Here is a 12,597-nt window from a genome sequence, read left to right on the forward strand (position 1 = left end):
AAAAATGGCGCGGTTACAGCACGGCGTTGAACACCAGGCCGACCATCAAAATGCCCGTGGCCACCACAGCGACAAAAGTGGCTATCAGGCGGACCTTCAGCACCTTGCGCAGGATGATCATCTCGGGCAGAGACAGAGCAATCACGCTCATCATGAAAGCCAGAACGGTGCCCAGCGCAGCGCCCTTGGCCAGCAGCGCCTGCACGATGGGGATGACCCCGGCTGCATTGGTGTACATGGGCACGCCCATCAGCACCGCCAGCGGCACCGACCACCAGGCGTCCTTGCCCATGAAGCTGGCCATGAAGTCCTCTGGCACATAGCCATGGATGGCGGCGCCCAGCGCAATGCCGCCCAGTATGTAAGGCCAGACCTTGCCGACAATCTCGCGCACGGCGGCAAAGCCCCCCTGAATGCGGTCGGCCAGGGTGGCGCCGGTGTCTTCAAACTGCACGGCGGTTTTGGGCATCTCGCGCACCCAGTCTTCCAGGTGGGCTTCCATCTTCAGGCGGCCGATGATCCAGCCGGCCACGATGGCCACGCTCAGACCCAGGCCGAGGTACATCAATGCGACCTTCCAGCCGAACATGCCAAACAGCAGGGCCAGCGCCACTTCGTTCACCATGGGGGCGGAAATGAGGAACGAGAAGGTCACCCCCAGCGGAACGCCCGCTTGCACAAAGCCAATGAACAGCGGCACGGCCGAGCAAGAGCAAAACGGTGTGACGATGCCCAGGGACGCCGCCATCACATTGGCCACTCCCTCGCTGCGCCCGGCCAGCAAGGCGCGCGTGCGCTCCGGCGTGAAATAGCTGTTGACCATGCCCATGACGAATACCACGCCCGTGAGCAGCATCAGCACCTTGGGGGTGTCATAGAAGAAGAATTGAAGGGCACCGCCCAGATGGCTGGCGCGGTCCACCGGCAAGGCGGCGACCAGCGCCTCAGAGGCGGGGATCAGCGTCTGGTACAAGCCCAGCCAAGCGATGGCGGCCAGGGCCAGAAAAGCGATGGGATGGCGCTGCGACCAGGGCTTTGGGGGCGCGGTGAGAGTGTTCATGCCTGTGAAGACGCGGCATGCTCCCAAAAGACGCAGGATTTCCTGGAAATATAGCCAAAATAGGCTGTAGCGCCCGTATCACTTGCGTTATCAGCTATATAAATTGGAGCAAATCAGAGCGGTGGCCGCGCTACGAAGTCCTGCACATGCCCCGCCGAGTCGAGTTGCACGCGGCACGCGGTCGTCATTTGCTGCTTCATGCGCACTCGTGCGCGCTGCACGCGCGACTTGGCCGCGCTAAGGGTCAACCCCTTGGCCCGAGCGTAGTCCGCCTGCGGCACGCCTTGCAGGTCACACAGGGTGATGGCCTCGCGGTCGTCGGCAGACAGTTCCGACAACACCCGGGGCAGGCAAGCGCTCAGGATGTCCACCGCTTGCGGCTGCTCTATCTCCGGGCTGGGCAGGTCTTCCGGCAGCTCAACCGAGCTGCGTGCAACCCGCAGCCGATCAGCCAGCGTGTTGCGCGCAACTTCAAACAGCCAGGCGCGGGCGTTTTGTACTGAGCAAAAGCGCTCACCCTGGCGCAGCGCCTTGAGAAACAAGTCTTGCAGCAAGTCGTCCACGTCTGCCGTGTTGTGCATGCGTTGACGAGCCCAGCCGCGCAACTCGGCTTCGTTCTGGACCCAGGCTTTGGATAGGCAGTTCATTGGGCACTCTTTCGCGGCAGCTAAATCGGCTGATCTTCATCCGGAATACAGCTCCGTAGTTTCGCCGCACCACGGCGTGCCGTTCGCTGCAAATCACGGTCAATTCACAAGAGACTAGCGCTAAATGACTGGTGACAAATTGCCTACGGGGTAACAAAGAGGCGGCATGCAAGCAGCAAGCTCCTTGATTGTCATGTGAGTAGTTCGTGCACTGTCGATTGTTGATCAGCTCAAAGGTTCTCGTGCCAACCTCTAAGCTCAACAGCGCTCACGGCGTTCCAGAAGCCGTCTCAGATCAGTGCCGAGTCACCGGGCCAGTACCCGTCGCTTACAGTCGGCCGCTTGCGGGCATGGTTCATTCGTGGGTTTTACTTTTCAGCCCTCGTGACTGTGGTGGCTGACCAGCACAAAGAACAGTTCTGGCTTGATGTTTGTATAGCGGGACAGGTCTGCCCTCAAGCAGGGTCCGGCTTCGGCCAAGGCCGCTTGCGCCTGGCTCAGGGTCGCGAAGCAGGCGTGGGTGCTCGCCACCAGGTCGCCAGCCTGCAGCGGTGCCACGCGGTGTACAAGGTCCGACTCCAGGCGCACCAAGCCCAGCGGTCCGGTGGCCTGAAGCGTGATGCGCATGTGTTCTGTCTGGTAGTACACCGCGTCGAAACGCGCGCCGTGGGACCAGCGGTAGTGGGAGGTAATCCGGTACATCTTTATGTTTGTAAAGGACAGGGCTCGGATTTGCGCTGCTGCCACGCATCCAGTGTCTTGCGGGCTTCGGCTGTCGGCACTAGCGTTGCCCCTTCGTCTGCGGGAGCGGCCAGCTCTACGACATACCCGTCGGGGTCGCGCAGGTAGATGGATCTGATGCGGCCGTGGTGGCTGATGCCCCGGACCTCCACACCAGCCGCCCGTGCCCGGTCAATCATCGGCTGCAGCGCATCTGCGTCCACGGCCAGCGCGATGTGCAGGTCAAAGTCGTGCTGGACCTTGAAATCGAAGGGCATACCCGGCACGTCGAAAAACGCCAGGCTGGATCCATCGCCGAGTGCGAAGAACAGGTGCAGCGCCTGCACATCGCGCCCGGTCTTACTTTGCCGGATCTCAAAGGCGTCAGTGAGTGGCAGGCCGAGGAGGTCTTCGTAGAACCGGCGTGAGCGTTCGGCATCACTGCAGCGCCAGGCGTTGTGGTGCAGGCCGTAGATGGCTGGCAGGGTAGGTGTTCTCATGGCTCAGCCCGCCGCCATATCAGTGGCCGTGGCTTCACCTGGCTGAGCCAGCACGGCATGGAACATGGCGTGGGTGCTAACGTAGGCTGATCGCGCTTTCATGGTGCGCAGCCAGCGCTGCAGGTTGGGCCACGGCGCGTAGTCTAGGCCGACCGCTTCACCGACCGTGAGGATTCCGAGGCCGAGGTAGTCGGCCAATGTGATGTGCTCACCCACCAGGAAGCGCCCGTTGGGTCCGATCATGTCGGCATCGAGGATGCTCAGTAACCGCTCCACACGCGGCTGCGCCCATGACAGCACCTCCTGCTGTGCCTCAGCCGTGCGCCGGCGGTATGGGGGAAACAACTGCGGATAGGCCAGCCCATAGAGCAGTTCACGCGACAGGCCGGTGTTCAGCCAGTCCATCGCCTCGTTCACCCGGGCCCGCGACTGGGTCTCTGCGGGGTAGGTGGCCGAGCCAACGTGGTCGGCCAAGTATTTCAGGATCGTCGACGACTCCGTGAGTCTAAACTCTCCGTGCTCCAACACCGGCACGGCCTGGTTGGGATTGATGGTGGTAAAGGCAGGGCTGAATTGCTCACCCGCGAACAGGTCCACCACACGCATCTCGATGGCCAGCGAGTGGTCGGCCGCAAACATCATGATCGGCCGGCTGGTGGTCGAGACCGGGTGGTGGTACAGGCGTAGCGAAGGCTCGGCGGGCTCCGCTGCTGTCGGCGCGGTACTTTGAAGGGGGGGCATCAATATCTCCGTTCTGAAGGTGCGGCACAAGGGGCACATCGCAAAGACGGAGACCACGGCAAAAGGTGTCAGAGCTTTTCGGTTGCAGATAGTTCGCGCGGCTGCCAGCCTGTGGTGAGCGCAGCGCGCAAACGGCCAGACCCGGCGGGTGCACACATGGCGGCAGCGGTTGCGTCGTAGTCGAGCACCTGTCCCTTGGCCGACAAGGCCACGCGGCAGCACTCCACCAGTTCTTTTTGCAACAGGCGGCGCCCCCTGCTGGCGCGAGTCTTGACCGCCGACAGCGAAAGGCCTTGTGCATCGGCCACACGGGCCAGTGGTTGACCGTCCAGCTCGCAGGCGATGACCGTAGCGCGGTAGGTGTCTGGCAACCGTTCGGCCATTGGCCGCAGACAGTTGGCCAATTCGATGACCGCGGCATCTTCATCGCCGGCCGTGGGGGTGGCAAGGTCCTCGGGCAACTCGTCGGTTGGCCGCTGCCGGCGGTGGTGGTCCATCGCCGCATTGCGAGCCACGGCGTAGAGCCAGCCGGTCAGGTTCTGCGGCGCGTGGGCTTCGTCGCGACTGGCGAGAAGCGCCTTGACCACCACATCGTGCAGCAGGTCCTCGGCCACCTGGGCGTCCCCGGTGTGCTTGCGCAGATACGCCAGCAGTGCCCCACGCAATTGAGCGTATGCTTCAGCGACGGTGTCAATGGGCTCGGCCGCTGGCATGGCATGCGGCACACGCCCACAGGGAAACGCGCTGTCTGGGCACCCTCGTTCGCGCAACGGGCCGCGCACGGACTGCGCTGCGCTGGCGCACGGCGGGCTCCGGTCCATGTTGTCGTCTGGGGCCACTGCGTTGATGTTCATTTGCTGCTCCCTTCGGGCCGCGATAGCGGCAGATCGACACATAGACGCGCAGCCAGGCCAAAGGTGACAAAGTCTGGTGACTATCGCCTCCCGCAGGGGTGCCGCCGGGCTGCGTTGCGACCTTGGCTGGCCGACGGCGTCTTTGGAGGTACTCAATTCTCCACCAGACCCCTTCCATGTTCAACACACCCGCCGCCGCCCGCCCCAGTGTCCCCTGTTGTGCTATTACCGGCCCCAGGCAACGCAAGTCGATGGGTGCCAGCGTGAAACGACTTCGCGACCGGGTGACCGATGCCATCGCCGCATGGCGCCGGAGCCGGCACGACGCGCGCTACCTCGGCTACCTCAATGACATCGAGTTGGGAGAGATTGGCCTGACCCGGTCGACTCTGCGAAACATGGGTATCCACGCACCGGCACGGCGCTGCCGCGACCAGGAGCGTTTCCCATTTTGACTCAGTGCGAACGATTCACCCTTGCCGTGCTGCCTACGCCAGTCCAGCAGGCGCGGCACCTGCGATGATCAGCTCCATGCACAAGACCGATGTGATCATTGTTGGCGGCGGGCAGGCTGCGCTGTCTGTCGGCTATTTCCTGCGCCGGACGGGGCGCAGCTATCAGATCCTCGACGCCGAGGCTGGGCCTGGCGGCGCATGGCGCCACGGCTGGCAGTCGTTGCGGCTGTTTTCGCCCGCCAGTTGGAGTTCACTGGCGGGCTGGCCCATGCCGCCTGGCCCAGACCGCTACCCGACGCGTGACCAGGTGCAGGACTACCTGCAGCGCTACGAAGAACGTTATGCCTTGCCAGTGCAGCGGCCGGTGATGGTCAAGGCCGTGACGCGTTACGAGCAGGGACTGCTGGTCCAGTCGGCCGACGACGCCTGGCAGGCTAGGGCGGTGGTCAGCGCCACCGGCAACTGGCGCTGCCCCTACACCCCGTCGTACGCGGGCCTTGCTAACTTCAGGGGCCTGCAATTGCACTCCGCCCAATATGTCGATCCGGCGTCCCTGGCGGGCCAGCGGGTGCTGGTGGTGGGTGGTGGCAACTCCGGCGCACAGATCTTGGCCGAGGTTTCGGCCCTGGCGCAGGCCACCTGGGTAACAGAACAACCGCCGCGCTTCCTGCCCGACGACGTGGATGGCTCGGTGCTGTTCCAACGGGCCACAGAGCGATGGCGCGCGCAGCAAGAGGGGCGCGTGGTCGAGGCCCTGCCGGGCGGCTTCGGCGACATCGTGATGGTGCCGCCGGTAAGGGAGGCCCGCGCGCGCGGAGTGCTGGTGGCGCGCGAGCCCTTTGAGCGCTTTGTGGCAAACGGGGTGCGTTGGCGCGATGGCAGCGAATCTGCCTTCGATGTGGTGATCTGGTGCACCGGCTTCCGGCCGGCGTTGGAGCATCTGGCGCCGCTGGGCATTGTCGACGCACATGGCCGGGTGGAGGTGGCAACTCACGGCACCCGCAGCGTGATCGAGCCTCGCCTGTGGCTTGTGGGCTATGGCGACTGGACCGGAATGGCCTCGGCCACGCTTGTAGGCGTGATGCGCAGCGCCCGCGCCACTGCGCAGGAGATAGACGAGGCGCTAGGACGCGATCCACCCTGAACCGGGGGCGGTCCACGCGGCTCACGCCGCCGCGTCTGTCGGTGCTTCTCGCGCGTACAAGTCCGGCAAAAAGCGCTCCAGCTGCCCTACTTCTTCGATGTTGTGGAGGATCCACGCGTCGCCCCGTGCCGTGTCGAACACGAAGCGGCGGATCAGCGGCCGGGCCCAGCCCGAGGCTAGGCCGATCGTCAGGCTGTTGATGAAGCGTATGCCGTCTGGCACGGCCTCGAGCGGTAGTCCATGGCTGCCATACGCAGACCATGCAGACGCGGCCGGTGCCCAGAGCCTTGTTCGTCGAGCCGCACGATGTCGCTGAGCACATCGACCCGGTAGCTCGGATTGCGATTCAGCAACTCGACGATATGCAACTGCGCACCTACCCCGATACTGCCATCGCCCAGGGGCTGCGCGTACGACACCCGTACATGGTCGCGCGGGTGCCAGACTGGGTAGCGCGGCAAACGCCCGCCTTCGAAGTCCATGTCACCCTCGCGGTTCTGGAACCACCAGGCCAGCATTCGCGGCGTGATGCCCTGCAACACCTCATGTTCGATCCAGCAGTGCAGCCCTCCGTCGGGCAGCACCTGCGCGCCGCTGCGTGCGCTGGTCAGCGGCTTGGGTTGCCACGTGATAGGCAGGGGCGGCGGCGCGGAGTTGGACATGCCGCGCCTCACGGAAACTGCACGAACGGGCCTGCTGGCGTCTTGCCAGGCGGGACGTAAGCCGGCGCCGGCTGGCCCGCCGGCCCTGCTGCTTTGACATAGCGGTAGATCGCACGCAGGTCGTTGTCGGACATGGCGCGCAGGTTGAACCAGGGCATGGGTGGGCGCGGCGTCATGGTCCGCGCGTGTTGCAACCATTGGGTCTCATCCATGTTCGCGAAGTACAGGCGCAGGTTGGTGGCGTAGGTCGTGCCCCAGGGGCCGCGCCAGCCCAACGTGTCGCCCGTGAGCCACTTCGATTCGGACAGTTTGCCGGCCGACTCGTTGTAGCCCGCGGTGTGGCAGTCGTTGCAGCCGGTGGTCTTCACCAAATAGCGGCCCAGTTCGACGGAGTCGCGGGGCCGTTGGGGGCCGGCCGGTGACTGTGCCAGCGCTGCCGACGCTGCCAGTGCTGCGAAAAACGCTGCTGCAAAGTGTATGGCTGGTGACTTCATTCATGCTCCTGGACAAGGTTGTGCAGGCATAGACGGCCCCGACGGGCAAAGGTGGCATGCGCACCGGCACTGGCCCGCCGATGCCCCTTGACCCTGCCACCTTGGGTCGAAAACGGCGTCTATCCCTGCGAATGGTCGAACGCACCGACGTCTGGTGCAACCCATGGAGTCCTACATGAACCGCATCCCTATTCAACTGTCCGTGCAGACCGGCAGGTATCCGGGCCCTGTCTTACTTGGGGCGTCGCGGGACCTGGCACTTCTGTAAAGCAGGAGCATTTGCCTGAGATCTTTTACCCATTTACTCCCAGATCAACTAAATACGAAGGAACCTGAGTCATGTCTTCAATCACCATCTCCCCTTCTCCCATTGCCGTCATCGGTGCCGGGCCAGTAGGCCTGGCCGCTGCCTCCCATTTGGTTCGACGCGGGCTGCCCGTCGTGGTGTATGAGGCCGGTGCGGGCGTCGCCGATCACCTGGGCCGATACCGGCAGGTGCGGCTGTTTTCGCCATGGCGTTTCAACATTGATCGTGCAGCGCGCGAGCTGCTGATGGCCTCGGGCTGGAAGGCCCCCGACGACGAGCAGTTGCCCACAGCCGGTGAACTCGTCGACGACTACCTCACGCCGTTGTCGCGCACGCCAGCGCTGGCACCGCATATCCACTTCGGCGCGAGGGTGCTTGCGGTGTCGAAGCTCGGCTTCGACAAGGCCAAGACCGCAGGCCGTGAGCAGGCCGATTTTCTATTGCAGGTACAGACCGGCGACGGCCTATACGAGCAGCGCGCCCGTGCGGTGATAGATGCCTCTGGCACTTGGTCGCAACCCAATCCATTGGGTATTCACGGCCTGTCGGCACGGGGTGAGACAGAGGTCGGGATACGTGCGCGCATTGTGCACGGCATGCCCGACATCCTGGGCGCAGACCGTTCGCGCTATGCGGGGCGCAAAGTGCTGGTGGTTGGAGCAGGTCACTCGGCTGCGGGCAACCTTCTCGCACTGGCGACTCTGACCGAACAGACGCCCGGCACGAGACTGGCCTGGGCTGTGCGCGGGACCGACCTGCGACGGCTGTTTGGCGGCGGCGAAAACGATGGCCTTCCAGCCCGTGGCGAGCTGGGCTCGCGGCTGCGTGCACTGGTTGAGCAGGAGCTGCTGGAACTGCACCTGGGTTTTGGCATCCGCGAGATCGTGTTGGACGGGAAGCTGCCTGAAGGCCTGCGCGTTGTGGCCTCAGACAGCACAAAGCCGCCAATCGAGGGTGTCGACGAGATTATTGCATCCACAGGTTCGCGGCCCGAACTGGGCATGCTGCGCGAACTGCGGCTTCGCTTTGACCCCTGGCTGGAGAGCACCGACGCGCTGGCGCCACTGATCGACCCCAATGTGCACAGCTGCGGCACGGTGCGCCCACACGGCCATCGAGAGTTGGAGCACCCGGAACCCCGCTTCTACGCCATCGGTGCCAAGAGCTATGGCCGCGCGCCGAACTTTCTGATGGCGACCGGCTACGAGCAAGCCCGCTCCGTTGTGGCCGCGCTGGCGGGCGACTTGGCCGCTGCGGACGACGTGCAACTGGAGTTGCCAGAGACTGGGGTCTGCTCTACAGATCTGGCGAGCCCGGACCTAGTCGCCGGTGGCGGCGCCTGCTGCGGAGGCCCGCCCAAGGAAGACGCATCAGCTTGCTGTGCGCTCGACGAAGTCAAAAAAACCGAGGGCGAGGCGGGTTGCGGTTGTGGCCCGAAGTCGGCGGTTGTTGCTGCATCGGCCAAGCGCCTCAAGTCCGCATGCTGCGGTTGAGGACCCCCGTGGCACCGAACTGGAATAGTGGCAATTGCTGGCACGGCATCGATTGATGCTGCCGGCGCGCCTGCTGCAGGCCGTGGCACATTCTGACTCTGGTTGGCTGCCGACCGATGGTGGGCGAGCGCCCAGTGGCTGGAGGCCGCGCTGGGCCTGGCTGCCTTCATCGCCATTCGGTTCCTGCGCGTGCTTGCCGCCGCAACACAAGCATCTTTCCACCTACTACACGCCCTGCAGCTTGAAAGGCCCCCGTGACAATCGCACCTCTATCCCCTTTGACTTCTCCACCCGCCGAGTTCCACCTCAGCATCCGGGTCGCCGATCTCGATGCCAGCATCGCGTTCTACTCGGCGTTGCTGGGAAGTCCCCCCAAGGACCGAACGGCCAGGTTCGCGACCTTTCTCTCGACAGCGCTGCGACTGAATCTGGTGCTGGTGGTTAACGACAGCGGCCAGCCGCTGGACACCTACAGCCTCTACCACCTTGGCCTGGGGCTGCTTGACCGTGAGTCGGTCATCGAAAGCTACCACAACGCCCTTGCACAAGGATGGGAGGTGATCAAGCCCCCACGAACCACCTGGCACGGCACGCCGCTGCACGAATTGTGGCTTCGGGATCCCACGGGCTATCAGATTGAACTCTATGCGCGCCTGACACCCGATGAGCTGGCACAGATGCCCCAGGACAAGCGCGCAGTTTTTCTGGTGTCTGGCACGGGGGCCGTGATCTGACGGTCCTGGTCGGTGTAGTCGCAACGCATGCACTTGAGGGGTAATACAGGGTTGTGCGCCATACCAAGTGCAAGCGAAAGGTATCGTCGCCGCGTCATTGACTTTGGCGGCCGTGCTTGTGACCGTTTTGGTGCTGACCCGCTCAGATCCCCTGCTGATGTGCTCCTTCATTCTGGAGCTCAGGCTGACTAGGTCCGCCAGTTGAATAGTCAATGCGCGGGTACTGAAACTACCCTGTGGGGATGAAGGAGACCATAGACGCGCTCGCTTTTCAGCCTGGCGCCTGTCGTCAATGCCGCTGCTTGCAAAGCGCGGCATTCACTGATTGCCCTTGCCAAGCCCAGTTCCATCGTCCATCGCGGGTCGGCTCCGCCAGCTCTGCGGCACTGCGCTAGGTTTCGCCGCAGCCTGGTCACCACACTAGGCTGCCGTTCGCAGTCACAAAGTCGTAACACAACCCTCTTAAATTCGATATTTCCAAATATCTAAAAGGGTAGTGCGATGAAGAAGCTCAGCGATGCGGTCACCATTGATTTCAATGACGAGAACTCAAACACCTCCAGCAATCCAACCTTCGACTCCGTCTTGGCAGCCCGCCTGAGCCGTCGTGGTTTGCTTCGCGGGGGTATGGGCACCGTAGGTACGGCATTGCTCGGTAGCTTCGCGGTTACAGCCTGCGGTGGCGGCGATGACAACGTGGCTGCGGTTCCTGGGGAAACCTTGCTGGGCTTTACCGCTGTTGGCAAGAGCCTGGCCGATGCGGTCATCGTACCTGCTGGCTACACGGCCAGTGTGATCTATGCGCTGGGCGATCCGCTGACCGCGACGACCCCCGCTTTCAAGAACGATGGCACCGACGTCGACTATGAAAACCGCGCAGGCGACCACCACGACGGGATGGAATGGTTTGGCCTGAGCAGCGATGGGCGCCTCTCCACGTCTTCGACGGACCGTGGGCTGTTGGCCGTCAACCACGAAGCCACGACCGACGAGAAGCTGAGCTCGTTCTTCATGCACGCCAATGGCGGAACCACCACGCTGCCACGTCCTGCCAGCGAGATCGACAAGGAAGTAGCTGCCCACGGCATCTCCGTCGTGGAGGTCAGGAAGACCGCTGGCAAATGGGCGACGGTGCAGTCGTCCGCATTCAACTTCCGCCTCACTGGATTGAGCGAGATGGAAGTGGCAGGGCCTGCGCGCGGAAACGCGCTGATGGTCACGAAGTTCTCGCCTACGGGCACCCGGACCCGCGGCACTTTGAACAACTGCGGCACTGGCAAGACGCCGTGGGGCACCTTCCTTACCGGTGAAGAAAACTGGTTCGGCTACTTCACCCGTTCCTCAACCGACGATGCCGCCCGTGGCAACGACAAGAGCGTTACCTCGCTCAACCGCTACGGCCGCAATCAGGGTGCAGCATCCCGCCACGGCTGGGAAAGCGGCGGCACTGAGGACAAGTACGCGCGCTGGATCAACAGCAAGCTGGGCACCTCTGCCAACGGAAGCGACGACTACCGCAACGAGATGAACGGCATGGGCTACATCGTCGAGATCGACGTGCTGGACAAGTCCAAGCTCGCGAAGAAACGTACTTTCCTGGGCCGCTTTGCGCATGAAAGTGCCGCTTTTAGCACGCCAGTGGTGGGCCAACCTCTGGCGGTGTACATGGGCGACGATGCCCGCAATGAATACGTCTACAAGTATGTCTCGAGCGCCCTTTGGTCCGCAGCGGACGCCAATCCCACCGATCGCATGGCGACTGGCGACAAGTACCTGGACAACGGCAAGCTGTATGTCGCCAAGTACAACGCTGACGGGTCCGGGCAATGGATTGAGCTGTCGATGGCCAACCCCCTGATCGCCAACTACGCCGGCTACAAGTTCGCAGACCAGGCCGACATTGTGGTGAACGCACGCATTGCAGGCGACGCCGTCGGCGCCACCAAGATGGACCGTCCCGAATGGGGTGGCGTGAACCCCGCCAATGGCGAGATCTACCAGACCCTGACCAACAACAGCAACCGCCGCGTTGAGCCATCGGGCTCCACACAGTTGGCCCCTGACGCCTCCAATCCTCGTGTTTACACCGACATGAAGGGCTCCACCGCACAGCCAGGAAACCCGAACGGCCACCTGCTGCGCATGAAGGAAGGCAGCGCAGGCGGCGCTGCAACTTCGTTCACCTGGGACATCTACCTGTTTGGCGCCGAAGCCGGTGCCGACAAGGGGATGGTGAACATCTCCAACCTGACTGCCGACCAGGACTTCTCCAGCCCAGACGGCCTGGTGTTCAGCCCCTCCACCGGCATCTGCTGGATCCAGACCGATGACGGTGCCTACACTGATGTGACGAACAACATGATGCTGGCGGCCATCCCTGGCCGTGTGGGTGACGGTGGCAAGAAAACCCTGAGCTACACCAAGGCCGATGGCAGCAAGCTTGATGTCGCCACAGACGTGGGCAAGGCGCCGACCCCGTCGACCCTCAAGCGCTTCCTCGTCGGACCGGTCGGATCGGAGATCACGGGCCTGTGCGAAACCCCGGATGGCAAAGCCATGTTCATCAACATCCAGCACCCGGGCGAGAACACTGCGAACGCCAACATTGGTGACCCCGCAAAGTACACGAGCCAATGGCCGTCCAACGCCGGCTACGGCCCTGGCAAGCGTCCGCGCTCCGCCACGATCGTGATCACCAAGAACGACGGTGGTCGCATCGGTAGCTGATCAGACTGATAGTTGACTTGAGAACAGAGCAGGCCCATGCAGCAGCACGGGCCTGCTCA

General features: G+C 63.3%; 14 protein-coding genes. 5 read left to right on the top strand and 9 right to left on the bottom strand.

The annotated features are described in order from the left end of the window. Positions 1-13: 13 nt before the first annotated feature. The 6 genes from U5N23_RS24640 to U5N23_RS24665 all read right to left on the bottom strand — a co-directional run bounded on the left by U5N23_RS24640 (position 14) and on the right by U5N23_RS24665 (position 4,522). Entirely contained in the window at positions 14-1,060 is a 1,047-nt protein-coding gene (locus tag U5N23_RS24640; protein ID WP_322595326.1) for a permease, read from the bottom strand. A 113-nt stretch (positions 1,061-1,173) separates the two neighbouring features. After that, the gene (locus tag U5N23_RS24645) at positions 1,174-1,707 is read right to left on the bottom strand and encodes a sigma-70 family RNA polymerase sigma factor (RefSeq protein ID WP_322595327.1); all 534 of its coding nucleotides are present in this window, start codon (positions 1,705-1,707) and stop codon (positions 1,174-1,176) included. Between the two features lie 375 nt (positions 1,708-2,082). Further along, positions 2,083-2,409, bottom strand: a complete 327-nt coding sequence (locus U5N23_RS24650) for an EthD family reductase (RefSeq protein ID WP_322595328.1) — start codon at positions 2,407-2,409, stop codon at positions 2,083-2,085. Between the two features lie 2 nt (positions 2,410-2,411). After that, on the bottom strand, positions 2,412-2,927 hold the full coding sequence (locus U5N23_RS24655; RefSeq protein ID WP_322595329.1) for a VOC family protein: 516 nt from the start codon (positions 2,925-2,927) through the stop codon (positions 2,412-2,414). 3 nt (positions 2,928-2,930) lie between these two features. Then, on the bottom strand, positions 2,931-3,668 hold the full coding sequence (locus tag U5N23_RS24660) for a glutathione S-transferase family protein (RefSeq protein ID WP_322595330.1): 738 nt from the start codon (positions 3,666-3,668) through the stop codon (positions 2,931-2,933). Positions 3,669-3,736: 68 nt separating this feature from the next. Further along, complete coding sequence (locus U5N23_RS24665; protein ID WP_322595331.1) at positions 3,737-4,522, bottom strand: sigma-70 family RNA polymerase sigma factor; 786 nt, start codon at positions 4,520-4,522, stop codon at positions 3,737-3,739. Positions 4,523-4,698: 176 nt separating this feature from the next. On the opposite strand from U5N23_RS24665, the gene U5N23_RS24670 reads away from it, so the two are divergent. Together U5N23_RS24670 and U5N23_RS24675 are read left to right on the top strand one after the other, a co-directional pair. Next, positions 4,699-4,977 (top strand): hypothetical protein, encoded by a 279-nt coding sequence (locus U5N23_RS24670; RefSeq protein WP_322595332.1) that lies wholly within the window; start codon positions 4,699-4,701, stop codon positions 4,975-4,977. 76 nt (positions 4,978-5,053) lie between these two features. Then, on the top strand, positions 5,054-6,121 hold the full coding sequence (locus tag U5N23_RS24675; protein ID WP_322595333.1) for an ArsO family NAD(P)H-dependent flavin-containing monooxygenase: 1,068 nt from the start codon (positions 5,054-5,056) through the stop codon (positions 6,119-6,121). Between the two features lie 21 nt (positions 6,122-6,142). Here U5N23_RS24675 and U5N23_RS24680 read toward each other — a convergent pair whose 3' ends face one another. From U5N23_RS24680 to U5N23_RS24690, 3 genes are read right to left on the bottom strand one after another with little or no spacing between them, the layout of a single operon-like run. Further along, complete coding sequence (locus U5N23_RS24680) at positions 6,143-6,343, bottom strand: hypothetical protein (RefSeq protein ID WP_322595334.1); 201 nt, start codon at positions 6,341-6,343, stop codon at positions 6,143-6,145. Then, positions 6,310-6,783: a DAPG hydrolase family protein gene (locus tag U5N23_RS24685; protein ID WP_322595335.1), complete on the bottom strand. Its 474-nt coding sequence runs from the start codon at positions 6,781-6,783 to the stop codon at positions 6,310-6,312. Before U5N23_RS24685 ends, U5N23_RS24680 begins: the two co-directional genes overlap by 34 nt. An 8-nt stretch (positions 6,784-6,791) precedes the next feature. Continuing rightward, the gene (locus U5N23_RS24690) at positions 6,792-7,277 is read right to left on the bottom strand and encodes a c-type cytochrome (RefSeq protein ID WP_322595336.1); all 486 of its coding nucleotides are present in this window, start codon (positions 7,275-7,277) and stop codon (positions 6,792-6,794) included. A 339-nt stretch (positions 7,278-7,616) separates the two neighbouring features. Here U5N23_RS24690 and U5N23_RS24695 point away from each other — a divergent pair, with 339 nt between their 5' ends. From U5N23_RS24695 to U5N23_RS24705, 3 genes are all read left to right on the top strand, one after another. Continuing rightward, on the top strand, positions 7,617-9,077 hold the full coding sequence (locus U5N23_RS24695; protein ID WP_322595337.1) for an NAD(P)-binding domain-containing protein: 1,461 nt from the start codon (positions 7,617-7,619) through the stop codon (positions 9,075-9,077). A gap of 254 nt (positions 9,078-9,331) precedes the next feature. After that, a complete protein-coding gene (locus tag U5N23_RS24700) occupies positions 9,332-9,811 on the top strand; it encodes a VOC family protein (protein WP_322595338.1) in 480 nt (159 codons plus the stop codon). 501 nt (positions 9,812-10,312) lie between these two features. After that, a complete protein-coding gene (locus U5N23_RS24705) occupies positions 10,313-12,538 on the top strand; it encodes a PhoX family phosphatase (RefSeq protein ID WP_322595339.1) in 2,226 nt (741 codons plus the stop codon). Positions 12,539-12,597 lie beyond the last annotated feature (59 nt).

The organism is Acidovorax sp. (assembly GCF_034519795.1).
In the GTDB taxonomy this organism is placed as follows: Bacteria; Pseudomonadota; Gammaproteobacteria; order Burkholderiales; family Burkholderiaceae_C; genus Acidovorax.